Annotated in this window: 22 protein-coding genes; 7 read left to right on the forward strand and 15 right to left on the reverse strand. The window is 63.1% G+C overall.

All coding sequences use genetic code 11. The annotated features are described in order from the left end of the window. Window positions 1-10: 10 nt before the first annotated feature. Together alaS and recA are read right to left on the reverse strand one after the other, a co-directional pair. Window positions 11-2,677 (reverse strand): alanine--tRNA ligase, encoded by a 2,667-nt coding sequence (gene alaS / locus JQK88_RS21195; RefSeq protein WP_203279365.1) that lies wholly within the window; start codon window positions 2,675-2,677, stop codon window positions 11-13. A 270-nt stretch (window positions 2,678-2,947) separates the two neighbouring features. After that, complete coding sequence (gene recA, locus JQK88_RS21200) at window positions 2,948-4,048, reverse strand: recombinase RecA (RefSeq protein WP_112561417.1); 1,101 nt, start codon at window positions 4,046-4,048, stop codon at window positions 2,948-2,950. A 406-nt stretch (window positions 4,049-4,454) separates the two neighbouring features. On the opposite strand from recA, the gene JQK88_RS21205 reads away from it, so the two are divergent. Continuing rightward, window positions 4,455-5,399, forward strand: coding sequence for a carbohydrate kinase family protein (locus tag JQK88_RS21205; protein ID WP_203279366.1), 945 nt, complete (start codon window positions 4,455-4,457; stop codon window positions 5,397-5,399). Window positions 5,400-5,469: 70 nt separating this feature from the next. Beyond that, a complete protein-coding gene (locus JQK88_RS21210) occupies window positions 5,470-6,387 on the forward strand; it encodes a pseudouridine-5'-phosphate glycosidase (RefSeq protein ID WP_203279367.1) in 918 nt (305 codons plus the stop codon). A gap of 24 nt (window positions 6,388-6,411) precedes the next feature. Here JQK88_RS21210 and JQK88_RS21215 read toward each other — a convergent pair whose 3' ends face one another. Then, window positions 6,412-6,735: a TfoX/Sxy family protein gene (locus JQK88_RS21215; protein ID WP_203279368.1), complete on the reverse strand. Its 324-nt coding sequence runs from the start codon at window positions 6,733-6,735 to the stop codon at window positions 6,412-6,414. Window positions 6,736-6,824: 89 nt separating this feature from the next. Here JQK88_RS21215 and JQK88_RS21220 point away from each other — a divergent pair, with 89 nt between their 5' ends. Further along, on the forward strand, window positions 6,825-7,322 hold the full coding sequence (locus tag JQK88_RS21220) for a GFA family protein (RefSeq protein WP_203279369.1): 498 nt from the start codon (window positions 6,825-6,827) through the stop codon (window positions 7,320-7,322). Window positions 7,323-7,527: 205 nt separating this feature from the next. On the opposite strand, the gene sufA is transcribed toward JQK88_RS21220, so the two are convergent. The 7 genes from sufA to JQK88_RS21255 all read right to left on the reverse strand — a co-directional run bounded on the left by sufA (window position 7,528) and on the right by JQK88_RS21255 (window position 14,706). Further along, window positions 7,528-7,908, reverse strand: a complete 381-nt coding sequence (gene sufA / locus JQK88_RS21225; protein ID WP_013532156.1) for a Fe-S cluster assembly scaffold SufA — start codon at window positions 7,906-7,908, stop codon at window positions 7,528-7,530. A 105-nt stretch (window positions 7,909-8,013) separates the two neighbouring features. Then, on the reverse strand, window positions 8,014-8,406 hold the full coding sequence (locus JQK88_RS21230) for an SUF system Fe-S cluster assembly protein (protein WP_192253517.1): 393 nt from the start codon (window positions 8,404-8,406) through the stop codon (window positions 8,014-8,016). Between the two features lie 5 nt (window positions 8,407-8,411). Then, window positions 8,412-9,653 (reverse strand): cysteine desulfurase, encoded by a 1,242-nt coding sequence (locus tag JQK88_RS21235; protein WP_203279370.1) that lies wholly within the window; start codon window positions 9,651-9,653, stop codon window positions 8,412-8,414. Window positions 9,654-9,767: 114 nt separating this feature from the next. Beyond that, the gene (sufD, locus tag JQK88_RS21240; RefSeq protein ID WP_203279371.1) at window positions 9,768-11,036 is read right to left on the reverse strand and encodes a Fe-S cluster assembly protein SufD; all 1,269 of its coding nucleotides are present in this window, start codon (window positions 11,034-11,036) and stop codon (window positions 9,768-9,770) included. Between the two features lie 19 nt (window positions 11,037-11,055). After that, window positions 11,056-11,811 carry a Fe-S cluster assembly ATPase SufC gene (gene sufC, locus JQK88_RS21245; protein ID WP_203279372.1) on the reverse strand — a complete coding sequence of 252 codons (756 nt, stop codon included), beginning with the start codon at window positions 11,809-11,811 and terminating at the stop codon, window positions 11,056-11,058. A gap of 27 nt (window positions 11,812-11,838) precedes the next feature. Beyond that, the gene (sufB, locus tag JQK88_RS21250) at window positions 11,839-13,356 is read right to left on the reverse strand and encodes a Fe-S cluster assembly protein SufB (protein ID WP_192253508.1); all 1,518 of its coding nucleotides are present in this window, start codon (window positions 13,354-13,356) and stop codon (window positions 11,839-11,841) included. Between the two features lie 186 nt (window positions 13,357-13,542). Further along, on the reverse strand, window positions 13,543-14,706 hold the full coding sequence (locus tag JQK88_RS21255) for a cysteine desulfurase family protein (RefSeq protein WP_203279373.1): 1,164 nt from the start codon (window positions 14,704-14,706) through the stop codon (window positions 13,543-13,545). A gap of 240 nt (window positions 14,707-14,946) precedes the next feature. Between JQK88_RS21255 and JQK88_RS21260 the strand changes: the two genes are divergently transcribed. Together JQK88_RS21260 and JQK88_RS21265 are read left to right on the forward strand one after the other, a co-directional pair. Continuing rightward, window positions 14,947-15,621 (forward strand): alpha/beta hydrolase, encoded by a 675-nt coding sequence (locus JQK88_RS21260; RefSeq protein ID WP_192253503.1) that lies wholly within the window; start codon window positions 14,947-14,949, stop codon window positions 15,619-15,621. Between the two features lie 185 nt (window positions 15,622-15,806). Continuing rightward, window positions 15,807-16,457 carry an FMN-binding negative transcriptional regulator gene (locus JQK88_RS21265; protein WP_203279374.1) on the forward strand — a complete coding sequence of 217 codons (651 nt, stop codon included), beginning with the start codon at window positions 15,807-15,809 and terminating at the stop codon, window positions 16,455-16,457. 42 nt (window positions 16,458-16,499) lie between these two features. On the opposite strand, the gene JQK88_RS21270 is transcribed toward JQK88_RS21265, so the two are convergent. The 4 genes from JQK88_RS21270 to JQK88_RS21285 form a co-directional block, all read right to left on the reverse strand. Further along, entirely contained in the window at window positions 16,500-17,222 is a 723-nt protein-coding gene (locus JQK88_RS21270; RefSeq protein WP_246749970.1) for a phosphatase PAP2 family protein, read from the reverse strand. Between the two features lie 143 nt (window positions 17,223-17,365). Then, entirely contained in the window at window positions 17,366-19,009 is a 1,644-nt protein-coding gene (locus JQK88_RS21275) for an ArnT family glycosyltransferase (protein WP_203279375.1), read from the reverse strand. Between the two features lie 56 nt (window positions 19,010-19,065). Then, the gene (locus JQK88_RS21280) at window positions 19,066-19,401 is read right to left on the reverse strand and encodes a lipid-A-disaccharide synthase N-terminal domain-containing protein (RefSeq protein ID WP_203279376.1); all 336 of its coding nucleotides are present in this window, start codon (window positions 19,399-19,401) and stop codon (window positions 19,066-19,068) included. After that, complete coding sequence (locus JQK88_RS21285; protein WP_203279377.1) at window positions 19,394-20,128, reverse strand: glycosyltransferase family 2 protein; 735 nt, start codon at window positions 20,126-20,128, stop codon at window positions 19,394-19,396. The genes JQK88_RS21280 and JQK88_RS21285 overlap by 8 nt, the downstream gene beginning before the upstream one ends. Window positions 20,129-20,395: 267 nt before the next feature. Between JQK88_RS21285 and tyrS the strand changes: the two genes are divergently transcribed. Both tyrS and JQK88_RS21295 read left to right on the forward strand, forming a co-directional pair. Next, entirely contained in the window at window positions 20,396-21,649 is a 1,254-nt protein-coding gene (tyrS, locus tag JQK88_RS21290; protein WP_192253492.1) for a tyrosine--tRNA ligase, read from the forward strand. A 116-nt stretch (window positions 21,650-21,765) separates the two neighbouring features. After that, window positions 21,766-22,305: a GNAT family N-acetyltransferase gene (locus tag JQK88_RS21295; protein WP_192253489.1), complete on the forward strand. Its 540-nt coding sequence runs from the start codon at window positions 21,766-21,768 to the stop codon at window positions 22,303-22,305. A gap of 134 nt (window positions 22,306-22,439) precedes the next feature. Here the strand turns inward: JQK88_RS21295 and JQK88_RS21300 are convergent, their stop codons facing one another. Continuing rightward, window positions 22,440-25,823, reverse strand: coding sequence for a YhdP family protein (locus JQK88_RS21300; protein WP_203279378.1), 3,384 nt, complete (start codon window positions 25,821-25,823; stop codon window positions 22,440-22,442). Window positions 25,824-25,887: the final 64 nt, after the last annotated feature.

The following is a 25,887-nucleotide window of genomic DNA, read 5'->3' on the forward strand; positions in this document are numbered from 1 at the left end:
AAGGCGGCTTTCAGGCTGCCTCCAGCGCTGCCTTGACCGCGGCAATGGCATCATTGGCCTTCGAGGCATCCGGGCCGCCGGCCTGCGCCATGTCGGGCCGGCCGCCACCACCCTGCCCGCCCAAGGCGGCGGACGCAACGCGCACCAGATCGACGGCGCTGAAGCGGCCGACAAGGTCGTCGGTGACGGCGACGACGACGCTTGCCTTGTTGTCCTCACCGGCGCCGACGAAGACGACAACGCCGGAGCCGAGCGAGGTTTTTCCCGCATCGGCCAGCGGCTTCAAATCCTTAGGCGACACGCCGGAAACCGCCTTGCCGAGGAAGCCGACACCGGCGACGGTCTCGTTCTCCGAGGGCGCGCCGGCCGCGGCGCCGCCGCCGAGCGCCAGTTTCTTGCGCGCTTCGCTCAGCTCCTTCTCGAGCTTCTTGCGCTCTTCAAGCAGCGTCTCGACACGCGCCGGCACGTCGGCCGGCGAGATCTTCAATGTCGAGGCGACGGCCTTCAACCGCCTGTCCTGCTCGTCGAGATGTTTGCGCGCGGCTTCGCCGGTCAGCGCCTCGATGCGGCGCACGCCGGCGGCGACCGCGCTGTCGGAGACGACGCGGATCAGACCGATATCGCCGGTTGCCCGGACATGGGTGCCGCCGCAGAGCTCGACCGAATAGGGCCGGTTGGCCTTGGCGCCGTGCAGGCCGGTGCCCATCGAGACGACACGCACCTCGTCACCGTATTTTTCGCCGAACAGCGCCATGGCGCCTTCGGCAATGGCATCGTCGACCGACATCAGGCGGGTCGTCACCGGGCTGTTCTGGACGACGATTTCGTTGGCCATGCGTTCGACCTCTTCGAGGTCTTCCGCCGAGATCGGTTTGTTGTGCGAGATGTCGAAACGCAGCCGCTCCGGCGCGACCAGCGAGCCTTTCTGCGCGACATGGGTGCCCAGCACCTCGCGCAAAGCCTCGTGGATCAGATGCGTCGCGGAATGGTTGGCGCGCAGCCTGGTGCGGCGCGCATGATCAACCTTCAGCTCGACGGCGGCACCCGTTTTTACGGTGCCGCTTGCCACCTTGCCCAGATGCACGAACAGACCGTCAGCCTTCTTCTGCGTGTCGGAAACCTCGATCGAGAAACCTTCGCCGGAGATGACGCCGGTGTCGCCCATCTGGCCACCGGATTCGCCATAGAACGGCGTCTGGTTGACGACCACCGCCACCGCATCGCCCTTGCCGGCGCTGTCGACGGTCTTGCCGTCCTTGACCAGCGCCTGGATAAGGCCTTCCGCAGCTTCAGTCTCGTAGCCGAGGAATTCGGTGGCCCCGGTCTGTTCGCGCACCGAAAACCACACGGTTTCGGTGGCGGCCTCGCCGGAGCCGGTCCAATGCTTGCGCGCCTCGGCTTTCTGCTGCTCCATCGCATGGGTGAAGCCGGCAAGATCGACCGAGATGCTGCGCTGGCGCAGCGCATCCTGCGTCAAATCGAGCGGGAAGCCGTAGGTGTCGTAGAGCTTGAAGGCGGTCTCGCCGTCCAGCATGTCGCCGGCATGAAGCGTTTCAGTCGCTTCCGAGAGCAGGCCGAGGCCGCGCACCAGCGTCTTGCGGAACCTGGTTTCCTCGAGCTTCAGCGTCTCGGTGATCAGCTGTTCGCCGCGCAGCAGTTCGGGATAGGCCTGGCCCATCTCGCGCACCAGCGCCGGCACCAGCTTCCACATCAATGGCTCTTTGGCGCCGAGCAGCTGCGCATGGCGCATGGCCCGGCGCATGATGCGGCGCAGCACATAGCCACGGCCCTCGTTCGACGGCAGCACGCCATCGGCGACCAGGAAGGAGGAGGAGCGCAGATGGTCGGCAATGACGCGGAAGGACGCGACCGTCTCCTTGTCAGGCCCCTGCCCGAGCGCCGACGACGCCGCATCGATCAGGTGGCGGAACAAATCGGTTTCAAAGACGCTTTCCACCCCTTGCAGGATCGACGCCATGCGTTCCAGGCCCATGCCGGTGTCGATCGATGGGCGCGGCAGGTCGATACGCTCTTCCTTGGTGACCTGCTCATACTGCATGAACACCAGGTTCCAGAATTCGAGGAAGCGGTCGCCATCCTCTTCCGGGCTGCCGGGAGGGCCGCCCCAGATGTGTTCGCCGCGGTCGATGAATATCTCCGAGCACGGACCGCACGGTCCGGTGTCGCCCATCGCCCAGAAATTGTCCGAGGTCGGGATTCGAATGATGCGGTCGTCGGAAAAACCGGCGATCTTCTTCCAGAAACCAGCCGCCTCGTCATCGGTGTGATAGACGGTGACCAGCAGCTTGTCCTTGTTCAGCCCGAACTCCTTGGTGATCAGGTTCCAGGCAAGCTCGATGGCACGCTCCTTGAAATAGTCGCCGAAGGAGAAGTTGCCGAGCATTTCGAAGAAAGTCAGGTGGCGCGCGGTGTAGCCGACATTGTCGAGGTCGTTGTGCTTGCCGCCGGCGCGCACGCTCTTCTGCGCGGTGGTGGCGCGCGAATAGGGCCGCTTCTCCAGGCCGGTGAAGACGTTCTTGAACTGCACCATGCCGGCATTGGTGAACATCAATGTCGGGTCGTTGCGCGGCACCAGCGGGCTCGAGGCCACGACCTCGTGGCCCTCCTTGCGGAAATAGTCGAGGAATGTCGACCGGATCTCGTTCACGCCACTCATCACTGCTGCCTTTTCGCGAAAACCGCCGGCACGGCCGGCGGAAACTGGTCTCTGCTTTTAGAAGATCGACTTGGCCTTTTAGCGGGCACGCCCCACCCTGTCCAGAAACACGGAATTGGGCCAATCGAGCAGCGCGTCGACCATCCAAAAACGAAAACCGCCGGCGCGAAGGCCGGCGGTTTGGAACGCGATACTAAAGAACTCAGTACTTAAGCATCAGATAATAGACTGGATTTATGGCCGAACTCTGACCATTGCCCTACATGTGCCCTACATGGCGCCGGATTCTTCCTCGAAGCCGTCGTCTTCGCCGCGCTCAGGGCCGCCATTTTCGAGGAACTTTTCGGCGATCAGCCCGGCATTCTGCCTGAGCGCCAGTTCGATTTCGCGCGCCGTGTCGGGATTGTCGCGCAGGAACAGCTTGGCGTTCTCGCGGCCTTGGCCGAGGCGCTGCGAATTGTAGGAGAACCAGGCGCCTGACTTCTCGACCACGCCGGCCTTGACGCCGAGGTCGACCAGTTCGCCGGTCTTGGAGACGCCTTCGCCATACATGATGTCGAACTCGACCACCTTGAAGGGCGGCGCCAGCTTGTTCTTGACCACCTTGACGCGGGTCTGGTTGCCGACGACCTCGTCGCGGTCCTTGACCGAGCCGATGCGGCGGATGTCGAGGCGCACCGAAGCGTAGAATTTCAGCGCATTGCCGCCAGTGGTGGTTTCGGGCGAGCCGAACATGACGCCGATCTTCATGCGGATCTGGTTGATGAAGATGACCATGGTGTTGGAGCGCGAGATCGACGCGGTCAGCTTGCGCAGCGCCTGGCTCATCAAGCGAGCCTGGAGACCGGGCAGCGAATCGCCCATTTCGCCCTCGATTTCAGCGCGCGGCGTCAGCGCCGCCACCGAATCGACCACCAGCACGTCGATGGCGCCGGAGCGCACCAGCGTGTCGCAGATTTCCAGCGCCTGCTCGCCGGTGTCGGGCTGCGAGATCAGGAGGTTCTCCAGGTCGACGCCGAGCTTGCGGGCATAGACCGGGTCGAGCGCGTGCTCGGCATCGACGAAGGCGCAGATGCCGCCCTTCTTCTGGGCTTCGGCAACCGTGTGCAGCGCGAGCGTCGTCTTGCCCGAGCTTTCCGGCCCATAGATCTCGACGATGCGGCCGCGCGGCAGGCCGCCGACGCCGAGCGCGATGTCGAGGCCGAGCGATCCGGTCGGCACGGTTTCGATCTCGACGACCTGCTCATTGGCGCCAAGCCGCATGATCGAGCCCTTGCCGAAGGCGCGCTCGATTTGCGACAGCGCCGCGTCCAGAGCCTTTGATTTGTCCACCGCTTTGTCCTCTACAAGCCGCAAAGAATTCTGAGCCATGATACATCACCCCTTGGTCGTCAATGAAGGCCGGACAATCCGTAATCCCTGCCCAGTTTGTACCTTTTTTGTTCTCGTTTGGCAAGAGGGGTCAAATATCTGAAAATCAATCTTTATCCGGATTTGTTCTTTTTTTGTCTCATCGTTTGGTTATTCGGACCCATCCCGCATTGGGCCAAGCGGTCCGGCTGCTTGGCGCCGTCCGAATCGCTCGCCTGCCTGCGAAGCTCCGTCGCACAGCCTAGAGCAGTTCGCTGTTTCATGGAAACAGCGAACTGCTCTATCTCCTTTTGACGCAATTCCGAAGGGAAAGCGCTGCGCGCTTTTCCCGGGAAAACCGTTTCACACTTTTCCCGGAATTGCTGGACGCTTGTGCGGCAGGAATAACAAAGGTCATATCGCCGGCATGGTGAAATCTGCAAAAATCCTGGCCGTCGGCGGCGCCCATATCGACCGGCGCGGCCAGGTGTCCGGCGCTTACGTACCGGCGGCGTCCAATCCCGGCACGATGCGCGAAGATGTCGGCGGCGGCGTCTTCAACGCGCTGCGCAGCCTCGTGCGGCGCGGCGTCTCGGCCTCGCTGATGTCGATGCGCGGCGGCGATGCGGCGGGCGAGACGGTTTCGCGCGCCATCGCTGAAGCCGGCATTGCCGATCTGTCGGCGGTGTTCCTCGACCGCACGACGCCGAGCTACACCGCACTGATCGACCGCGACGGCGAGCTGATCACAGGCTTTGCTGACATGGCGCTCTACGACCTCGCCTTCCCCAAGCAGATCCGCCGCTCCAAGGTGCGCGAGGTGGTCGCCGCGGCCGATGCGGTGCTGTGCGACGCCAATCTGCCGTCGTCAGCACTCGAGCGGCTGGTGGGCCTTGCCGCCGGCAAGCCGGTTTATGCCATTGCCATTTCGCCGGCCAAGGTGGTGCGGCTGATACCGGTGCTGAAGGAGCTCGCGCAGGTCTTCATGAACCGGCGCGAGGCCATGGTGCTGGCCGGCGTCGGCGCCAATGCGACCGAGCGCGCGACCGTCGACGGTTTGCGCTGCAACGGCCTCAGGAGTGGCGTGGTGACGGCAGGCGATGGCCCTGTGCTGGGTTTCGACGAAGCCGGCGCCTTCTCCATCCTGCCGCCGGCGCCGAGGAAGGTCGCCGACGTCACCGGCGCCGGCGACGCCCTGGCCGGTGCTACCATCGCTGCCCTGCTGCGCGGCCTCGCATTGCGGCAAGCCCTGCGTGAAGGCGTTGCCGCGGCGACGCTCGCCATCGAAAGTGCGGATGCCGTGCCGGCCTTCACCGCCGCGACCTTTGCCGAGGCACTGGCTCTTGTGCCGGAGGCGCAGGAAATGGCATGAGGGCGGCCAATTGCCATTGCCGGAGCGCGCCGTCCAAGGGGACGCGCAGCACTTCGGACCGGAGACCGTCATGACCCCGCAAAGCGCCCGCCCCTTCATCGACATCCACCCGCCGGTGGCCGAGGCGCTCGCCGCCAGGCGCCCCGTGGTGGCGCTGGAAAGCACCATCATCACCCATGGCATGCCCTACCCCGACAATGGCGCCATGGCGGCCAATGTCGAAAAGATCATTTCGGACAATGGCGCGGTGCCGGCGACGATCGCCGTGGTCGCCGGCCGCATCAAGATCGGGCTGTCGGACGGCGAGCGCGAGTCGCTGGCCATGACCGGCGACGCCATGAAGCTGTCGCGCGCCGATCTCGGCTTTGCGGTTGCTGAGGGACGCACCGGCGGCACCACCGTCGCCGCCACCATGATCGCGGCCAATATGGTCGGCATCAAAGTGTTCGCCACCGGTGGCATTGGCGGCGTGCACAAGGGTGCGGAAAAAAGCTTCGACATCTCGGCCGACCTCGACGAACTGGCGCGCACGCCGGTCATCGTCGTCTCGGCCGGCGCCAAGGCGATCCTCGACATCGAAAAGACGCTGGAGGTGCTGGAGACGCGCGGCGTTCCGGTCATCGGCCATGGCTGCGAAACCATGCCCGCCTTCTGGTCGCGCCAGTCGCACTTCCGCGCGCCGCTGACCCTGCACAGGCCGGAAGAGATCGCGCATTTCTACAAGACCCGGGCTGCGCTGGGGCTCGGCGGCGGCATGCTGATCGCCAACCCGGTGCCGCAGGATGACGAAATCCCGGCCGACGAGATGGCCGGCTATATCGAGGCCGCGCAGAAAGCGGCGGAAGTGCAGAACGTGACGGGAAAGGCGGTGACGCCGTTCCTGCTCGGAAAAATCCTGGAACTGACCGGCGGCCGGAGCTTGAAGACCAACATTGCGCTGGTGGAGAACAATGCGCGGCTGGCGGCAAGGATCGCGAAGGCGCTGTAGTGCCGCCACTCGACGGTACATGGTTCACTGGCCCGCTCGCCGCCCCGCCTCATAGGCCCGGCGCGCCCAGACAATCATCTCGTCGGGATCGTCAAAGGCGCTGTCGGGGATGCTCCAATACGGCATGGCAACCAGTTTGCCGTGGCGCGAGCCGGTGTAGGTCCATTGCTTGCAGCCGGCGGCTTCGAAGTCGGGCGCGCTTTGCTCGTCGGCCTTGAGCAGCAATTCGCCGCGCAGCACGATGGCAACGATGACGCCATCGAAATAGATGCCCTTGCCGCCGAACAGTTTTCGGATCGAGACTGGGCCGAGGCCTTCGAACAGTTCGGCGATGCGTTCATTGTCCATGCCGCGATCATGTCATCGCGATCTTGCCTTGTCATTGCCGCAACCAAAACCATGCTGACAAGTTGAGAGCCATCCGTCGGAGTTTTGCCATGCCGCTTCTGCTCAAAGGGTCCTGCCGCTGCGATGCCGTCAATTTCGAGGTGGAAAGCCACACGCCGGTGCCGTTCATGCTGTGCTACTGCTCGATCTGCCGCAAGCAGCAGGGCGGCGGCGGTTTCGCCATCAATCTCGGCGCCGATTACAAGACGCTGAAGATCAGGGGCAAGCGCAGCCTCGGCGTCTTTCGTGCCGAGATCGAGGACGACGAGCATCCAACGTGCGAAATTTCGTCGGGCGAGCGCAATTTCTGCAAGAAATGCGGATCGGCGCTGTGGCTCTACGATCCGACCTGGCCGGATCTGGTGCACCCTTTCGCCTCGGCGATCGACAGCGATCTGCCGAAGCCGCCGGAAAAGGTGCATCTGATGCTGAAATACAAGGCGAGCTGGGTCGAGCCGGAGATCGGCAAAAAGGATAAGGTCTTCGACGTCTATCCCGAGGAATCGATCGCCGACTGGCACAAGCGGACAGGGATGTGGGTCAAATAGCCTTCTTCGCCCCGTTTACGGGGAGGTAAGGAGTGGTCCGCGCAGCGGACGAAAAGCCAATTGCTTGGCTTTTCGAATGACGAACGCCGGCAGCGGGGCGGCGCTAGCTTTGGAAGGCGTGATGCGACCTCGGATAAGCTGGTGCTGCCCCTCATCCGTCACTTCGTGACACCTTCTCCCCGTGAACGGGGCGAAGGAAGAGATGTCAGGCCGATGCGCGCGCTTCTGCCAGCGCCTTCAGATCGGCCGGCTTCAGCTCGACGGATTCGCCGCAGCCGCAGGCCGAACTCTGGTTCGGGTTGTGGAAGGTGAAGCCGGTGCGCAGCGTCGTCTGCTCGAAATCCATCTCGGTGCCGAACAGGAAAAGGGCTGCCTCGGGCGCGACATAGACATGGGCGCCGTCGCGCTCGATGTGGTCGTCCTTGGTGTTGGGCTCGGTCACCAGGTCGACTGTGTATTCCATGCCGGCGCAGCCGCCCTTCTTGATGCCCAAGCGGATGCCATGCGCATTGTCACGCGTGGCGACGATCTCGCGCACCCGGTCGGCGGCCTTTTCGGTCATCGTGATGACGGCGAAGCGTCCCATTCTTTTTCCTCTTCCATTCCATGCAGGTTCAAGGCCCGCCGAATGATTCCTCACCTAAAATGGTGAAGTTTTACCACTGGCGCAAGTACGCCAGCCTCTGCCAGCCTAGTACCAACCGACCGCCACCTGCGCCTCTTCCGACATGCGGTCGGGGGACCAGGGCGGGTCGAAGGTCATGTTGACCTCGACGCCGGAGACGCCTTCGACGGCGCCGACGGCGTTTTCCACCCAGCCCGGCATTTCGCCGGCCACCGGGCAGCCGGGCGCGGTCAGCGTCATGTCGATCTTGACCGAGCGGTCGTCCTCGATGTCGATCCTGTAGATCAGGCCGAGCTCGTAGATGTCGGCCGGGATTTCCGGGTCGTAGACCGTCTTCAGCGCCGAGACGATATCGTCGGTCAGCCGCGCCAGTTCATCGGCCGGAATGGTCGAAGCTGAAACCAGCGGATTGATGGCCGCTTCCGGCGCGGTCTCTGTGGTGTGGCTCGCATCATCCATGGTCATCATCCAAAGAACTTGCGCGCTTTTTCAAGCGCTTCGGCCAAAGCGTCGACTTCGGCCCTTGTATTATACATGCCGAACGATGCCCTGCATGTGGAGGTTACGCCAAAGCGTTTCAACAGCGGCTGGGCGCAATGGGTGCCGGCGCGGACCGCCACGCCTTGCCTGTCTATCACCATCGACACGTCATGGGCGTGAATGCCCTGCAATTCGAACGAGATGATGGCGCCCTTGCCGGGGGCATCGCCGAAGATGCGCAGTGAATTGATGGCGCGCAGCCGTTCATGCGCATAGGTCTTGAGATCGGCCTCGTGGGCGGCAATGCGCTCGCGGCCGATTTTTTCCATGTACTCCAGTGCTGCACCGAGGCCAATCGCCTGCACGATCGGCGGCGTGCCGGCCTCGAAGCGATGCGGCGGCTCGTTATAGGTGACGATGTCTTCCGTCACCTCCTCGATCATCTCGCCGCCGCCCATGAAGGGGCGCATGCCCTGCAGAATGTCCTTTTTGCCGTAGAGCACGCCGATGCCGGAGGGCCCGTAGACCTTGTGGCCGGTGAAGACGAAGAAGTCGCAGTCGAGATCCTGGACGTCGATCGGCATATGCACGGCGCTCTGGCTGCCGTCGACCAGCACCGGAATGCCGCGGGCATGCGCGATGCGCACGATCTCCTTGATCGGCGTCACCGTGCCCAGCGCATTCGACATCTGAGTGATGGCGACGAGCTTCGTCTTGCTGGTCAGGCGCTTTTCGAATTCCTCGATGTGGAAGACGCCGAGATCGTCGACCGGAACCCAGACCAGCTTGGCGCCCTGGCGTTCGCGGATGAAATGCCACGGCACGATGTTGGAGTGGTGCTCCATGATCGACAGCACGATCTCGTCGCCCTCGCCGATGTTGGGCATGCCATAGCCGTAAGCGACGGTGTTGATGGCGGCTGTCGTGTTCGAGGTGAAGACGATGTTGTCGATGCTCGGCGCGTTGAGGAAGCGACGCACCGTCTCGCGCGCCTTTTCATAGGCGTCGGTCGCGGCGTTGGACAGGAAATGCAGGCCGCGATGGACGTTGGCGTATTCCTGGGAATAGGCGTGCTGGATCGTATCCAGCACCACCTGAGGCTTCTGTGCCGAGGCGCCATTGTCGAGATAGACGAGCGGTTTGCCGTAGACTTCGCGCGACAGGATCGGGAAGTCGCGGCGGATCGCCTCGACGTCGTAAGGGGTGGTTTCGAGTTTCTGGTCCATCGTCCGTCTTTCGATACCCGGCACCAGCGTTGGCCGGCCCTTCGCTATGGCTCCGGGCGTTCTTCGCTCAAAAAGCCAAATCGTTGGCTTTTTGCCGGCTACGCCGACCGCTCCTCACCCATGCGCCACGAACCAGTCGTCCAGCCTTGTTTCCAGGGCTTCGACGATCGCCTCGTCGTCCAGTTCCTCGATCACTTCGGCCACAAACGCCTTCACCAGAAGTCCGCGGGCGCTCTTCTCGTCGATGCCGCGTGCCATCAGATAGAACAGATGGTTGTGGTCGATCTCGGTGACGGTGGCGCCGTGGCCGCAGATGACGTCGTCGGCGAAGATTTCCAGCTCCGGCTTGGTCGAGAACTCGCCATCATCCGACAGGAGCAGCGTGTTGCAGGCCATCTTGGCGTTGGTCTTCTGCGCGTATTGATGAACGTTGATGCGACCCTGGAAGACGCCGCGCGCCTTTCCGGTCACGACATTGCGGATCACTTCCGTCGAGGTCGTGTGCGGCACGGCATGGTCGAGCACCATGGTCACGTCTGTATGGGTGTCGCCGGCCAGAAGGTTGATGCCGCGCAATTTGAAGTCGGCGCCTTCGCCCGTCGTCCTGACGACGATCTCCTGGCGGACTAGCTTGCCGCCGGCATTCATGAAGAACACGGTCAGCTTCGAATTCTTGCCGAGATGCGCCTTGAACTGCGCAAGATGCGTGGCCGTTTCCGGCTGTTCCTGGACGATCAGCCAGGTCACCTCGGCGCCCTCGCCCAGAACGACCTGGCTGACGGAGCTGCCCAGTGCCGCGCCCTCGCCGGCCTGACGCTCGACGATAGCAGCTTTGGCGCCGGCGCCGACGCGCACGGGAAAGCGCACATGCACCTGGCCGCCGGCTTGCAGGTTCTGCAATTCGATGGGCTTTTCCAGTTGGGCGCCATCGGCGATGTCGACGAAATAGCCGTCGGCGACAAAGGCGGTGTTCAGCGCGCCGATGGCGTCATCGCTGCCATAGGGATCGAGGCCCGGAGCAATCGAGCCGTCGGTCAGCTTTTCCGACAGGCGCTGGACGGTCACGCCTTCGATCGCGGGGAATTTCGCGCCGGAGACGCCGTTCAGCACGGCCAGGATGGCGGAGCCTTCGACGATGGGCGGCAACGCTTTGGTGGCGGCCGTAGAATCGAATGCCGGCACCGACGTCAGCAGGCGGCGCAGATCCGTATAGTGCCAGGATTCGAGGCGCCGAGTCGGCAAGCCGTGCTTGATCGCCTCGATGGCGTCGTCGCGCTTCAGCGTCACCGCGCCGTCGCCCGGCAGCAGCGACAGCCGCTCGCCGAAGGCGTCGATCAGCGCCGTCTCGGCCTGTGTGCGCTGGGGTATCGAATGCATGTTCATCAGCTTCGCCTCTGGCATCTCACGCGGCTTCGCCGATCACGCCGGCATAGCCGTTGGCTTCGAGATCGAGTGCCAGCGACTTGTCGCCGGACTTGATCACCTGGCCCTTGTAAAGCACGTGCACGCTATCCGGCACGATGTGCTCGAGCAGACGCTGGTAGTGGGTGATGACGACGATGGCGCGCTCCGGCGAACGCAGCGCGTTGACGCCGTCCGAGACGATCTTCAGCGCATCAATGTCGAGGCCGGAATCGGTCTCGTCGAGCACGCAGAGTCTCGGCTCCAAGAGCTTCATCTGCAGGATCTCGGCGCGCTTCTTCTCGCCGCCGGAGAAGCCGACATTGAGCGGCCGCTTCAGCATCGCCATGTCCATGTTGAGCGAGGCGGCCGCTTCCTTCACCCGCTTCAGGAATTCCGGGATCTTCAACGGCTCTTCGCCGCGCGCCTTGCGCTGCTCGTTCATCGCCACCTTCAGGAATTCCATGGTCGCGACGCCCGGTATCTCCATCGGATACTGGAAGGCGAGGAAGATGCCCGCGGTGGCGCGCTCGGCCGGGTCCATTTCGAGGACGGACTGGCCGTTGTAGAGGATGTCGCCTTCGGTGACCTCATAGTCCTCGCGGCCGGCGAGGATGTAGGACAGCGTCGACTTGCCCGAGCCGTTCGGGCCCATGATGGCGGCGACCTCGCCGGCTTTCACCGTCAGGTTCAGGCCGCGGATGATCTCGGTGCCGTCATCGACGATGCGGGCATGCAGGTTCTTGATCTCAAGCATTCTTTTCTTTCCTGAATATCTCTCCGGTCAGCCGACCGAGCCCTCGAGGCTGATGCCGATCAGCTTCTGCGCTTCGACCGCGAACTCCATCGGCAGCTGCTGGATGACGTCCTTGACGAAGCCGTTGACGATCAGCGCGATCGCTTCCTCTTCAGGAATGCCGCGCTGCATGACGTAGAATTTCTGGTCCTCGGAAATCTTCGAGGTCGTCGCCTCATGCTCGAACTGCGCCGTCGAGTTCTTGGCTTCCATGTATGGCACGGTGTGCGCGCCGCACTGGTCGCCGATCAGGAGACTATCGCAATTGGTGAAGTTGCGGGCGTTGGTCGCCTTGCGATGCGCCGAGACCTGGCCGCGATAGGTGTTCTGAGAGAAGCCGGCGGCGATGCCCTTGGAGATGATGCGGCTCGACGTGTTCTTGCCGAGGTGGATCATCTTGGTGCCGCTATCGACCTGCTGGTAGCCGTTCGACACCGCGATCGAATAGAACTCGCCGGAGGAATCGTCGCCGCGCAGGATGCAGCTTGGATATTTCCAGGTTATCGCCGAGCCGGTCTCGACCTGCGTCCACGAGATCTTCGAACGATCGCCGCGGCAGTCGCCGCGCTTGGTGACGAAATTGTAGATGCCGCCCTTGCCCTCGGCGTCGCCGGGGTACCAGTTCTGCACCGTCGAGTACTTGATCTCGGCATCGTCGAGCGCCACCAGTTCGACCACCGCGGCGTGCAGCTGGTTCTCGTCGCGCTGCGGCGCGGTGCAGCCTTCGAGATAGGAGACGTAAGCCCCCTCCTCGGCGATGATCAGCGTGCGCTCGAACTGGCCGGTGTTCTTCTCGTTCATGCGGAAATAGGTCGACAGCTCCATCGGGCAGCGCACGCCCTTGGGCACGAAGACGAAGGAACCGTCGGTGAACACGGCCGAATTCAGCGTGGCGTAGAAATTGTCGGAGGTCGGCACGACCGAGCCAAGATACTTCTGCACCAGTTCCGGATGCTCGCGGATCGCTTCCGAGATCGAGCAGAAGATGACGCCGGCCTGCGCCAGCTCCTTCTTGAAGGTGGTGACGACGGAGACGGAATCGAACACCGCGTCGACCGCGACACGGCCCGACTTGTAGACGTTGTCGCTGGGCTCCTCGAGCTCGGACGCGTCGGTCTTCTGCACGCCGGCGAGGATTTCTTGTTCCCTGAGCGGAATGCCGAGCTTCTCGTAGACCTTCAGCAGTTCGGGATCGACGTCGCTGAGCGAGGTCGGGCCGGGCGTGCTCTTGGGCGCCGCATAGTAATAGAGGTCCTGGAAATCGATCTTCGGATAGTGGACGCGCGCCCAGGTCGGCTCTTCCAGCGTCAGCCAGCGCCGATAGGCTCCCAGACGCCATTCCAGCATCCAGGACGGTTCATCCTTCTTGGCCGAGATGAAGCGAATAATGTCTTCGCTCAGGCCCTTGGGGGCCTTGTCCATCGCGATCTCTGTCTGGAATCCGTATTTGTACTGGTCGACGTCGATCTTTCGGACCCGATCGATCGTGTCCTGCACAGCAGGCATAAGCGTTCTCCATCCACGCCGGGGTCAAGGCCCGACAGTTTTCAAACTATGGCATCGCAAACGGGCGCCCCTGGGGCGTCGGAAGCGGCGTAAGTTCCATATAGTGCGTCTCGACCGGGAATTCACCCGGCCACTTGCAAACGCACGGCTCTACCAGGCCGCGAGGCCTGAATTTCTTTCGCCGCCTCAGGCGGCTTGTTCCCTGCCCGCCCGGCGCTGGGCAATACCCGCCAGCGCAGTACGGAACAGTTCGATATCAGCAGCACTCGTTGCCTGCCCGATGGACACGCGCAAAGCGCCGAGACTGTCGCCGTAACCCATGGCCTTCAGCACATGGCTCGGCCCGACCTTGCCCGACGAACAGGCAGATCCCGCCGACAGCGCCACGCCGGCCAGATCGAAAGCGATCTGCGCCGTCTCGGCCTTGACGCCGGGAATAGCGAAGAATGTCGTGTTGGCAAGCCTTGGCGCACCGGTTCCGAAGATTTCTGTGTCCGGCACCAGTGTTTTGATGATGGTTTCGACCTCGTCGCGGCGAACCCGCACCCCGTCCATGGTCTGCAATCCGGCCAGAGCCTGCTGTGCAACGGCGCCAAAGCCGGCGATGGCCGCCAGGTTTTCGGTGCCGCCGCGATGGCCCTTTTCCTGGCCGCCGCCATTGATCAGCGGCTTCGGCATCATCAGATCGGCCGCGGCAACAATCGCGCCGACGCCTTTGGGACCACCAATCTTATGCGAAGACAGAATCAAATAGTCGGCGTAACCCGCTGAAATATCAATGGAAACGCGGCCCACCGCTTGCACCGCGTCGACCACCAGAATGCCGCCAGCCGCCTTGACGATTGCGGCGATGGCCTCGACCGGCTGGATGACGCCGGTCTCGTTGTTGGCGGCATGGATTGCCACCAGCGGCAGGCCTTCAGCCTTGTCATGCGTGGCCAGAGTGGCTGTCAGTTGAGCGAGATTGGCGATGCCGTTGGCATCGACACCGATCCGCGTCACCTGCGCGGCCGGAAAACGGCCGCCATTGAGCAGGCAAGGATGATCGGCTTCGCAGACATAGAGCCGGCTCATGGGCACAGTGCCGCGGCCCATCTGCCAATCCGGCGTCAAAAGCGTCGAGGCAGCCTCGGTCGCGCCTGAGGTGAACACGACATGTTCGGGTTTCGCATTGACCAGCACCGCCACGTCGCGCCTGGCGTTCTCGATCAGCCGGCGCGCCGCGCGGCCCTCGGCATGCACCGACGACGGATTGGCGACGAGATCGAGCGCCGCAATCATCGCCTCACGCGCCTCGGTGACGAGCGGCGCGCTGGCATTGTAGTCAAGATAGGCGCGTGCTGCGGCCATTTTCGCTCAATCGATCCCGTCAAAACCCATTCCGCAGGGATAGCGCGTTATTTCCTTGAAATTGCAAGGCAAGACGTCCTATTTACGCGGCTTGCGGTGGGGATGGCCGAGCCGTTACGGCTGGCTATCCAGTTTTGAACAATTCTAAACTAGCTTCTAAGAAGACGCTCGCCCTGCGTCAAGGCCAGAGGAAAGAGTTGTTCCGGGCGCCGCGCATTCTTATGCCACGTGGAGTATTTTATGCCTGAGGTCATTTTCACCGGTCCGGCCGGCCGCCTGGAGGGCCGCTACCAGCCTTCCAAGGAAAAGAGCGCGCCGATCGCCATCGTGTTGCATCCGCACCCGCAGTTCGGCGGCACGATGAACAACAAGATCGTCTACGACCTCTTCTACATGTTCCAGAAGCGCGATTTCACCACGCTTCGCTTCAATTTCCGCGGCATCGGCCGCAGCCAGGGCGAATTCGACCACGGCACCGGCGAATTGTCGGATGCGGCCGCAGCGCTCGACTGGGTGCAGTCGCTGCATCCGGATTCCAAGAGCTGCTGGGTCGCCGGCTATTCCTTCGGGTCGTGGATCGGCATGCAGCTTCTGATGCGCCGTCCCGAGATCGAGGGTTTCATTTCGATCGCGCCGCAGCCCAACACTTATGATTTCTCGTTCCTGGCGCCCTGCCCGTCATCGGGCCTGATCATCCATGGCGATGCCGACAAGGTGGCGCCGCCCAAGGATGTGCAGGGCCTGGTCGACAAGCTGCACACGCAAAAGGGCATCACCATCACGCAGAAGACCTTGCCCGGCGCCAACCATTTCTTCGCCAACGATTCCGAGCTGCTGCTCGAGGAATGCGCCGACTATCTCGACCGGCGCCTGGCCGGGGAATTGTCGGATCCGCGGCCGAAGCGGCTGCGCTAAGGTCCCCGGATCCGGCATCGTTCACATTCGTGCCCGTGACGGGCACGAATGCCGTTTTACGCTGATCCATGTGATCTGGCACGTTTACGCTGATCCATGTGATCTGGCACGCCTGACATGTGGCGCGGCCTGCCCGAACGGTGCAGAATGCCAGGTTCTGGAAACCGAAGAGGGCGTGACCGATCATGTACCAACCTCCTCATTTCGTAGAGACGCGGCAGGACGTCCTGCATGGGCTCATCCGTTCGCACCCGCTTGGCCTGCTGATTTCAAATGGACAGGACGGCCCCATCGCCAACGCCATTCCGTTCCTGCTCGACGCCGAGGCCGGGCCGAACGGCAAGCTGCGCGCGCACCTTGCCAAGGCCAACCCGCAATGGCGGCTGCTGGCCGACAATCCGGCATCGCCCGTGCTGGTGGTGTTCCAGGGCGCCGACGCCTATGTGACGCCGTCCTGGTACGAGACCAAGCGCGAGACCGGCAAGGTGGTGCCGACCTGGAACTATGCCATCGTCCAGATGCGCGGGATGGTCAGAGTGATCGACGATGCGCAGTGGATCGCGCAGCAGATTTCCGATCTGACGCTGTCGCAGGAAGGCGAGCGTGAGACACCCTGGGCGGTGACCGATGCGCCGCCAAACTTTATCCAGTCGCAGATCAAAGGCATTATCGGGCTGGAGATCGAGATCGCCGAGATCAGCGGCAAGTGGAAGGTCAGCCAGAACCGCCCTGTCGCCGATCGCGTCGGTGTCGCCGAAGGGCTGGAGAAGGAAGCCGCCGGCGCGCCCGACATGGCCCGGCTGGTGCGGAGCTGGGGCGGCATCGACAGCCAATAGCCGCAGCGGCTATATATCGCTGGATGCAAGGGCGCAGGCGATTCAGGGGTTTGCCCGGGTTGCCCCAATGCCGAGATTCGTTTGCCGCGATGCACCGTTGCGGTCTGGTTTGCGAGCCCGCCGGAACAGCCGGAACGTCGTTTTAGGAACCGGCAATCCGTTTGTCGTGTGGCGGAAGATAAACCCCAGCCGTGTAAAGACCAGCGCGGTAGCGATGGCAACGGCACAACCGAGACCGAAGCCGGCGACGGTGTCGCTCGGATAGTGTGCGCCGACAAAAATCCGGGTCGACGCGATGGCCAGGGTCGCGGCCAGCAGCATCCATTTGCGCTGTGGTAACATCAGCAACGCCAGTCCGAAAATGACGCCCATCGTCGTGGCATGGCCCGACGGGAAACTGGCAAAGCTCGCCTCCATGGCAAAAGGATGCAGCGACAGATCGCCGAGCTTGCTGAAATTCATCGGCCTGGCTCTTCCGACGCCATATTTCAGCACATTGACGACCACAGCGGACGCCGCGATCGAACCCACCACTATGAAAGCAAAAGAGGTCCAGTTGTAGAGGGTCATCCGCGCGCGCCTGGAAAGACTGCGCCAATCCGTCAGATTCGCGGCAAGCAGCACCAGTGCCGACGGAATGAGATACCAGCCGCCCAGGCCGAAGACGGTGAAAAATTCTGTGAAGCGTTTGAAGCCGGGCGGCCACTGCCTCACCATCGCCCCTGCTGCGTCGTCAAAACGGATCGAGACCGCGATCGTCAGCAAAAGCCAGGCCACAGCCCAGACCGACCACAGGATTTTCGGGTAGCGGGCCGGGCGCGTCGCCAGGCGCCGCCGCACGATACGCATCGTGTCGAGGAGATTGTCGCGCGACCGACGAAACACCACAGATGGCGTCACGGGAGTTTTCACTTGGCCACCCGATAGAGGCCAAGCGACAGCCTGTCGCCCGAGGAATAATTGAGGCCGTCGATCTCGGCCAGGCGGTTGGCCGTCTTGCCTTGCGCGGCCAGCATGTCGTTCAGCTTCTTCTCGTCGGCGACAGGCGCCAGCCCGAGCGCGCAAGCCGGATCGCCGAGCAGGTGTGCGGCGACGCCGTCGACATCGGTCAGGATTGTCTTGGTCCCGACCAGGAAGACAAGGCTCGGTTCGTGATACGGCGCCGAGGCAAGCACGGTCGTGTCGCAGGGACGGTTCGCGTCGACCGCGGCCTTGATCGCCGGGCTCAGCCAGATCGGCTTCAGCGACGGAGCAATCATCCCGAACAGCAAGCCGAGGGTGATGCCGGCGCCGGCCGCGATCGCACCGATGCGGGGGAGCGACACCTGCAAACGGCGGGGGAAGGCGAGATAGCCGGTGACGAGCGCGGCAAGCGCGGCCGGAATGCTCCACCACGAGAATACCTTGGCGAGATAGATCGGCGCGCCAACCGAGACAACGGCCAGGCCGATGCTGACCAGGCCAAGACCGAAGGCGGTCGACCACCAAAGCCATGACTGCCAGCGCTTGAGCGGCGCATTGGCGTCCTCCGGCTGCAGGGTCAGAAGCCAGCCGACCAGCAGCGCCATGCCAGGATAGGCCGGCAGCACATAATGCGGCAGCTTGGTCGGGATCAGCTCGAACACCAGCCAGAACGGGATGTACCACGCGAGGCAAAAGCGCAGGCGCGGATCGTCGCGCAAGCGGTTGAGCGCCTGCAGCCCGGCGCCGACGGCGATCAGCCCGAACGGCCACATGAACAGCGAATAGGTCAGCACATAGAAGCCGGGCGGAATGCCGTGCGATTCCTCGCCTGAGGCGACCTTGCCCAGCATGTCCTTGCCGACCGCTTGCTGCAGGAAGGCGCCATGGCTCTTCCAGGTGATCAGCGCGAGCCAGGGCAGTGCGATCAAGAGCACGATCAAAAGGCCGCGGCCGACTTTCAGGTTTTTCAACCAGCGCCCATCGCGCTCGAAAGCGAACAGCGCCGCAACTGTCAGCGCCGACAACAGAGGCGCGATCGGTCCCTTGATCAGGATCGCAATGCCCTGCGTCACCCAGAATATCCACCAGAGATGGGCAGCCACCGGTTCGTTGCGGCGCGAGGCGGTGTAGATCCGCGCCAGGGCGCCTTGCGCCGCAATGCAGCAGGCCAGAAGCATGGCGTCCGTCTTGGCGTCGCGGCCTTCGAAGGCGGTGGCGAAGATCGCTGCCATGATCAGCCCGGCCGCGAGGCCGGCATTGGCGCCGAAAAGACTGGCGCCTGTCCAGGCGATCGCCACGACGGCAATGGCGATGCCCAGCGCCGAGACCAGGCGATAGACCCAGATCGGCGCCCCGGCCCCCTCGCCGCTCAGTGCCACGGACGCCGATTGCAGCCAGTAGATGCCGACCGGCTTCTGATAGCGCGACATGTCCTGGAAGCGGATGTCGACATAATCGCCGGTTTCGACCATCTGCTTGGTGGCCTGGACGAAACGCGATTCATCGCGGTCGATCGGCGGCAGCGAAGCCAGCCCACTGGCCGTCAGCAGCAGGCTGAACAGGAAAAGCAGGACGTAGTTCCTGTTCATTGCAACCACCGGATCCCGCCTTGACCAGACTTTCTTCAGTCGACCCCAGACTTTCTTCAATCGACCTTTGTCATCGCCGCCGCTTTGCGCTCATTGGCGATGAGCCAGAGATTTCTGACATAAATCAGCATGCCCATGGCCTGGCCGGCGATGAACACCGGGTCTTGGCGCACGATGGCATAGATCAGCAACAGGCCGCCGCCGAACAGCGAAAAGAACCAGAAAGCGACCGGCACGACGCTGCGCTTGGCCTTTTCCGAAGCGAGCCACTGCACGACGAAGCGCATGGTGAAGAAGAACTGGGCGACGAAGCCGAGCAGGATCCAGGCATCGAACTGCTTGACGAAAACCTGGTGCAGCCAGGTCGCCAGTTCCTGAAACACGTTAGCCATGCGTGATTTCCTCTACCGTTGGCATCCTGCGGCGCCGGCGCCGAAGCCACCAGACGCCGGCGAGATCGAGCACGCCCTGCAGGCCGCGGTCGAAGATGCCGTAATTCGACTTGCCGTGGCGCCGCGAGCGGTCGACGACGTCGCAGTGCACGACGCGGTAGCCTTCCTGGATGACCAGCGCCGGAACAAAACGATGCGTGCCGTCGAAGAACGGCAGTTTGCGCAGGATATTGGTGTGGATCGCCTTCAGGCCACAGCCGGTGTCGCGGGTGTCGTCATGCAGGATCGCGCCACGCAGCCAATTGGCGAAGCGCGACGCCAGCTGCTTGATCTTGCTGTCGCGGCGCTTCAGCCGCTGCCCTTGCGCGGCGCCGAAATCCGGCCCGGCCTTGCGCAGCGCGTCGACCAGCACGGGGATATATTGGGGATCGTTCTGGCCATCACCATCGATGGTTGCGACGATGCCGCCGCGCGCCGCCCAGGCGCCCGAGCGCACCGAAAGCGACTGGCCGGCGGATTTTTCGTGGCGCAGCTGACGAAGCGGAAACGGGCGTTTGGCCGCCTCGGCGGCAAGCACCGAAGCCGTATCGTCGGTCGAACCGTCATTGACGACGATGATTTCGAAGTCGCGTCCGGTCATCGCGGCCTCGATCTCATCGATCAGAAGCGGCAGGTTCGCCGCCTCGTTGCGGCAAGGAATGACGATGGATATCAATGCGTCCGGCATATGTCGCGTCGGGCTCTGTCATAGGATATGGCATTTTGGCGGATGCCGTGCGGTGCCGTTCCAGCGGATCGAAGGTTGCATGAACCCGTTGGCGCGGCGCCTCATTACGCCAGCCGGCAAGATGAAGCAAGCGCGCGCGGCAGCGCAGCATATGCCGTCTCTGCGGACGCAAACCGGAAACCACTTTTGCTTCGGCCGCTTGGATGCTAAACGCCCGCGTTCGTATCACGCCGGGCAGTTGGGGTCCGGCGCTTTCAGGAAGAAACAATGTCTGCCTTCAAATCCGATTTCCTGCGCGTCATGAGCGAGCGCGGTTTCATCCATCATATCTCGGACGAGACCGGGCTGGATCAACTTTTCGCGAAGGAAACGGTGACCGCCTATATCGGCTTCGACGCAACCGCCAAAAGCCTGCATGCCGGGTCGCTGATCCAGATCATGATGTTGCACTGGCTGCAGCAGACCGGCCACCGGCCGATCGCGCTGATGGGCGGCGGCACTTCGATGATCGGCGATCCGTCCTTCAAGGACGAGGCGCGCAAGCTGCTGACGCCAGCGGATATCGAGGACAATCTGGCCGGCATCCGCCGCAACTTTGCGCCTTACCTCACATTCGGCAGCGGACCCAACGACGCCATCATGGTCAACAACGCCGACTGGCTGATGGAGATCAACTACGTCAACTTCCTGCGCGATGTCGGCCGGCATTTTTCCGTCAACCGCATGCTCGCCTTCGATTCGGTCAAGCTCAGGCTCGACCGCGAGCAGTCGCTGTCGTTCCTCGAATTCAACTACATGATCCTGCAGGCCTACGACTTCGTCGAGCTCTACAAGCGTCAGGGCTGCCGGCTGCAGATGGGCGGCTCCGACCAGTGGGGCAACATCGTCAACGGCATCGATCTTGGCCATCGCATGGAAAATGCGCAGCTTTACGCGCTGACCACGCCGCTGCTCACCACCTCGTCCGGCGCCAAGATGGGCAAATCGGCGTCAGGCGCGGTCTGGCTCGATGCCGAGATGCTGAGCCCCTACGAATTCTGGCAATACTGGCGCAACACCGAGGACGCCGATGTCGGCCGCTTCCTCAAGCTGTACACGACGCTGGCCCTGGATGAGGTCGCGCGCATGGCAGCGCTGGGTGGTTCCGAGATCAACGAGGCGAAGAAAGTGCTCGCCACCGAGATCACCGCCATGCTGCACGGCCGTGAGGCGGCGGAAAAGGCCAGCGAGACGGCTCGCAAGACTTTTGAGGAAGGCGTGACTGCCGAAACGCTGCCGACCGTCGAGGTCGACGGCGCAGCGCTCGAAGCCGGCATCGGCATCCTGTCGCTGTTGGTCACCGCGGGCCTCGCCGGGTCCAACGGCGAGGCCCGGCGTCACATTCACGGCGGCGCCGTGCGCCTCAACGACCAGCCAATATCGGATGACCGCAGGATGGTGACACCTCGGGATCTCAGTCCGGAAAACGTCGCAAAGCTTTCATTGGGCAAGAAAAAACACGTTCTGGTGCGGCCGGCGTGACCGGACGGCATCAGGAGGAAACACAAGCGCGGCCGTAACGACATTCGGCTGAAACACACCTCTTGCTACTTCCTGCCGCCGAGCGCGACCGGAGCGCGGTACAGGAGGCGAATCCCGTGGATCAATTGGCTGTTGTCGTTCGTCGCGCGACGGAGCGGGACCACCAGGCAATTCGCGCATTGGTGCGTTCTGAGCGCCTGAACCCAACGGGCATCAATTGGCCCAACTTTATGGTTGCGGTAGCCAAGGGCCGCGTCATCGGTGCGGTGCAAATCCGCAAACATAGTGATGGCTCGCGCGAACTCGGCTCGCTCGTCGTCACCAAGGAAGCGCGAAGCCATGGAATCGCTTCGAGGCTGATCGATACGCTGCTTGCCGACGATCAAGAGCCCATTTGGCTGATCACGGCCGTGCCGAACGCCAACGCCTATTCACGATGGGGCTTCGAGCAAATCCAGGTACGGGAGGCCCCAGCGAAGGTACGGCGCAACCATCTGATGGGAAGCATGGCGCGCATCATCTCCTTCTTCAAGCGGCGACCGATGCAGCAACTGGTGATCCTGGAACGTCGCCCGATAGACGGACGGATGACTGCGCGAAAATCCGCACCAGGCCTTGGGCGTGAACGTGATCAGGGCGAACGTGCACCCGCCTAGAATCGAATTCGGCCTTTCGGCGACTGTTCCTGCTAGAGCGTTTCACCGTTTCACAGAAACGGCGAACCGCTCTATCTCCTTGTTTTTTCGCAATTCCGGGACGGAAAACCGCTCACACTTTTCCTGGAATTGCTCTAGCGGTACTCGAAGATCGAGCGGAAAATGCCCGGCGCGATCACCGATAGCGGGTTTATGTCCAGCACCGGCTTGTTGGCGTTGCCCTTGAGCCGGTAGGTGACGCCGATCAGGCCGCGGTCGCGCCCGTTGCCGAGCAGCGCGCCGACCAGCGGCAATTCGCCGAAGATGCGGTTGAGCCCATAGGCCGGCATGAACGTGCCGGTCATGTCCATGTTGTTGTTCTGGTCGTAGAGCGTGCCCTGGAAGGTGGTGCCGATGCGCGGGCCGCGCAGCACGCCATTGGCCAGCTTCAGGTAACCGCTTCCCTTGTCGATCTCGGTAAAGCCGCGCTCGAACTTTACCCGCGAAGTGTCGATCTTGCCTTTGACCGCTTCGTTCAGGCTGCGGCTGTCGCCCACCGGCGTGGTCGATACGATCGAAGCGAGCTTCGGTTCATTGACGATGAAGAAGTTGCTTGAGTCGACCTGACCCCGCATCGGCCCGTCGGCCGCGCCGCTGAGCGCCAGCGTGATCGAGCCGCCTTCCATGTGTTCGTAGATGTTGAGGAAGCGCAATATCGCGCCGGCGTCGGCCGACTTCATGTTGAGCGCGCGCACGCCGTTGCCTGCCGTGTTGCTGATGGTGACGGCGGCGCCCGAACTTGCCGTGGCACTGACCTTGAGCCCGTTCACCTTGGAGCCGGCGGCGCTGTAGTCGAGCTTCAGATTGGACAGGACCTCGTCGTGGAACCCGGTCAGCGAAGTGACATCGGCGCTGACCGAAACCGCATCCGTGCCTGTGGTCTTGGTGGCGGTATCGACGTCGGAGGTGAACTGCTTGATCAGCGAGCGGGCGTCGAGCGCATTGCCGCTGACATCGACGGCAAAGCCCTTGCCCGACCGCTTCACCGTCACCGCAACGTCGTCGCCCCTGTTCAAAGCGACTTTGCTGAAGCGCGCCGAAGACAGCGCACCCTTGACCAGGACGACATCGCCTTCGACGGAAAAGCTCTTTCCGTCGAGGTCGAAGTCGGACAGCGTTGTCGTATCGCCCGACTTCGCCATAGTGAAAGTGGCATTGGCGGGAATCCCCGGCCCCTTGCTCCAGCCGGCCCAGGGAATATCCAGCCTGGCGCTGGTCAGGTCGACCGCGACGTTCTGGCTGCCGTCGCCGCTCTTGTCGATCGCCACCTTGATGGTTCCCGAAATCAGCGGCGACAGGCCAGGCATGGCGGTGGCGCGTGTCTTGTCGTTGAGCACAAGCGCCACCTTGCGGCTGCGCGGCGGTCCGTCATCCCCGAGCGGCTCGATCAGATCGAGTTCAGCCGGAATGCCGTTCAGCTTCGCGTCGGCCGAGATCACCGCCTTGTCGGGTCCGACTTCGATCGAACCATCGGCCTCGGTTATCGTCTGGTCTTCGAACGGCTTGGCGAGCGACAGGTCCTTGTAGTCGAGCGACACCAGCCAATCCAGCTTCGAGGTGTCGACACCGGACTGCAGCGGAATGTCGGCCTTGACGTGGCCGGTCACCGTGCCGGACAGGTCGTCCGGCGCAATACCGACATGGCGCATTGCGTTGATCGGTTCGTAGGAAGCGAGCTCGGCGATGGCCGGCGCCTCGCCGGCGACGTCGATGTCGAGCGCGCCGATCACCGGCGGGTGGTTCGCCGCCTTCACCGACAGCGTGCCATTGCTTGCCGCCACGGTGCGGCCACTCGGCATATAGACGCTGCCCGAAGACAGAGCTATGTCGACATCGTTGCCGTGGAAGGAAACCACGCCAATGGCATCGCGGATCGGCGGGATGCGGCCGGCGGTGTCGAAGCGCGAGCCCTCGACCTGGAACCGGCCGAACACCTCGTCAGCCGAAAGCGGCACGCCGTTGCCGAGCCGCCCCGGCACGACCTGGAACTGAAGGTTGGCGTCGACGACACGGCCGCCAAACAGATTCTGCAGCACCCACAGCCGGGCATTCTTGGCGGAAAACCAGGGCCACAATTGCTTGACATGCGAGACCGGCATGTCGTGGACGTTGAGCGACAGCGAAATGCCCGGCGGCCCGTTGTCGATGAAGGCAAGCGCGGCTGTGCCCAGCACCTCGCTGCCCGATCCCGACCTGATGCCGATCTGCTCGGCGACGAGCTTGCGGCTTTTGATCTGATAGACGCCGGCGATGCGGGCAAAGAAATTCAGCGCCGGCTCGGGCGATTCCGCCGGCGCCAGCGTCGAGCCGTCGCTGGTCAGGTCGTAGCGATAGGAAGGCTCCTCACCGGCCACGCCGGTCGCCGGCTTTGGCCCGATCGAACCGGCGAAATTGAACGTCGAACGGCCGGTCTTCAAAACCAGCCTGCCGACATCGATCTTGTTGGATCCGGAGACAAGCGTGGCGTCGACATCGACATCGGCCGGCAACAGCCCGCGTGTGCCGAGGTCGAGCACCGAGCCGGTTAGCGACAGCGAGGCCGTCAGCCGGGAATCGGTTTCGCCCGAGCCTTCGGTCCCCGTCAGCTTCAAAGCGATCGCGCCGGTTTTCCCACCTGCCTCTGGCGTTGTCTGTGGAATGGCCGCCATGTCGATGGCCGCATTCAGCGCAGTTACCCGCAGGGAGGTCGTATCGCGGGTGGCGGCAGCGGTGACCGTGAGCGCCCGGCCATCGATATCCGCCTCGGAGGAGAACTCCATGCTGCCGGGGCCCGACTGCAGCACGGTGGCATTGGCGATGTTGACCAGCTTGACCGAGTCGGCCTCGGGCAGTTCGAACTCGACATTCTTGAGATCGATCCGGCGCATCGAATCCTCGCGCACGGCATCGAGCGCATGGTTGACGTGACCGAAGACAGCGGCGGCCAGCTTTTCCGGATCGATGAGGCCGTCTTGATTGCGCAGCTCGGCTGTCCAGTCGCCGCCCGACGGCATTGCCGCGGTGACAATGTGGGCGTCGGAAATCCTGGCGCTGGTCAGCCGCACCTCGCCCGAGAACAGCGGTATCAGCCGGATACCGAAACGCACACGCCCGGCGTCGGCCATCGGCTTGCCGTCGGCGGTCTTGACGCTGACGTCCTTGACCTGCAGCGCAATGAAGCTCGATCCGTCCAGTGTCAGCCGGGCCGGGCCGACGGCTACATTGACGTCGAAACCGGCGAGTTTCTCGATCCCCGCTTCGGCTTCCGCCCGCAGCCGCTCGCTGCCGATTCCGGTGGCGCCGATGACATAGACAGCGGTGGCGGCCAGCAGCACCAGGGCCGCGACGCCGGCAAACAGGCGGGCAAGGATGCGAAAGCCACGGCCGATCCGCGCCTTGCCGAGCGGCGGCACACTGCAGGCAGACGGGAAAGTCCCCAGGTCGGTGATCTCGTCACGCCTGAACCGGATTTTCTCGTGCTGCGGTTCTTCCTGATCCACGCAATTTTCCGTTGTACGAATTCGATCGTGGACGAATCCCCGCTCGACACTATAACGATGCAGC

Origin of the sequence: Mesorhizobium caraganae (assembly GCF_016836705.1) — a bacterium.
Classification (GTDB): domain Bacteria; phylum Pseudomonadota; class Alphaproteobacteria; order Rhizobiales; family Rhizobiaceae; genus Mesorhizobium; species Mesorhizobium caraganae.

What these genes read in the sequence shown, in the direction of transcription:
- JQK88_RS21255 (WP_203279373.1), bottom strand. Translation starts at nt 14,706, where the DNA reads ATGGCCGCAGCACGCGCCTATCTTGACTACAATGCCAGCGCGCCGCTC.
- sufA (WP_013532156.1), bottom strand. Translation starts at nt 7,908, where the DNA reads ATGGGACGCTTCGCCGTCATCACGATGACCGAAAAGGCCGCCGACCGG.
- tyrS (WP_192253492.1), top strand. Translation starts at nt 20,396, where the DNA reads ATGTCTGCCTTCAAATCCGATTTCCTGCGCGTCATGAGCGAGCGCGGT.
- JQK88_RS21205 (WP_203279366.1), top strand. Translation starts at nt 4,455, where the DNA reads ATGGTGAAATCTGCAAAAATCCTGGCCGTCGGCGGCGCCCATATCGAC.
- JQK88_RS21275 (WP_203279375.1), bottom strand. Translation starts at nt 19,009, where the DNA reads ATGAACAGGAACTACGTCCTGCTTTTCCTGTTCAGCCTGCTGCTGACG.
- JQK88_RS21265 (WP_203279374.1), top strand. Translation starts at nt 15,807, where the DNA reads ATGTACCAACCTCCTCATTTCGTAGAGACGCGGCAGGACGTCCTGCAT.
- JQK88_RS21230 (WP_192253517.1), bottom strand. Translation starts at nt 8,406, where the DNA reads ATGGATGATGCGAGCCACACCACAGAGACCGCGCCGGAAGCGGCCATC.
- JQK88_RS21220 (WP_203279369.1), top strand. Translation starts at nt 6,825, where the DNA reads ATGCCGCTTCTGCTCAAAGGGTCCTGCCGCTGCGATGCCGTCAATTTC.
- recA (WP_112561417.1), bottom strand. Translation starts at nt 4,048, where the DNA reads ATGGCTCAGAATTCTTTGCGGCTTGTAGAGGACAAAGCGGTGGACAAA.
- sufD (WP_203279371.1), bottom strand. Translation starts at nt 11,036, where the DNA reads ATGAACATGCATTCGATACCCCAGCGCACACAGGCCGAGACGGCGCTG.
- JQK88_RS21215 (WP_203279368.1), bottom strand. Translation starts at nt 6,735, where the DNA reads ATGGACAATGAACGCATCGCCGAACTGTTCGAAGGCCTCGGCCCAGTC.
- sufB (WP_192253508.1), bottom strand. Translation starts at nt 13,356, where the DNA reads ATGCCTGCTGTGCAGGACACGATCGATCGGGTCCGAAAGATCGACGTC.
- JQK88_RS21285 (WP_203279377.1), bottom strand. Translation starts at nt 20,128, where the DNA reads ATGCCGGACGCATTGATATCCATCGTCATTCCTTGCCGCAACGAGGCG.
- alaS (WP_203279365.1), bottom strand. Translation starts at nt 2,677, where the DNA reads ATGAGTGGCGTGAACGAGATCCGGTCGACATTCCTCGACTATTTCCGC.
- sufC (WP_203279372.1), bottom strand. Translation starts at nt 11,811, where the DNA reads ATGCTTGAGATCAAGAACCTGCATGCCCGCATCGTCGATGACGGCACC.
- JQK88_RS21210 (WP_203279367.1), top strand. Translation starts at nt 5,470, where the DNA reads ATGACCCCGCAAAGCGCCCGCCCCTTCATCGACATCCACCCGCCGGTG.
- JQK88_RS21280 (WP_203279376.1), bottom strand. Translation starts at nt 19,401, where the DNA reads ATGGCTAACGTGTTTCAGGAACTGGCGACCTGGCTGCACCAGGTTTTC.
- JQK88_RS21260 (WP_192253503.1), top strand. Translation starts at nt 14,947, where the DNA reads ATGCCTGAGGTCATTTTCACCGGTCCGGCCGGCCGCCTGGAGGGCCGC.
- JQK88_RS21235 (WP_203279370.1), bottom strand. Translation starts at nt 9,653, where the DNA reads ATGGACCAGAAACTCGAAACCACCCCTTACGACGTCGAGGCGATCCGC.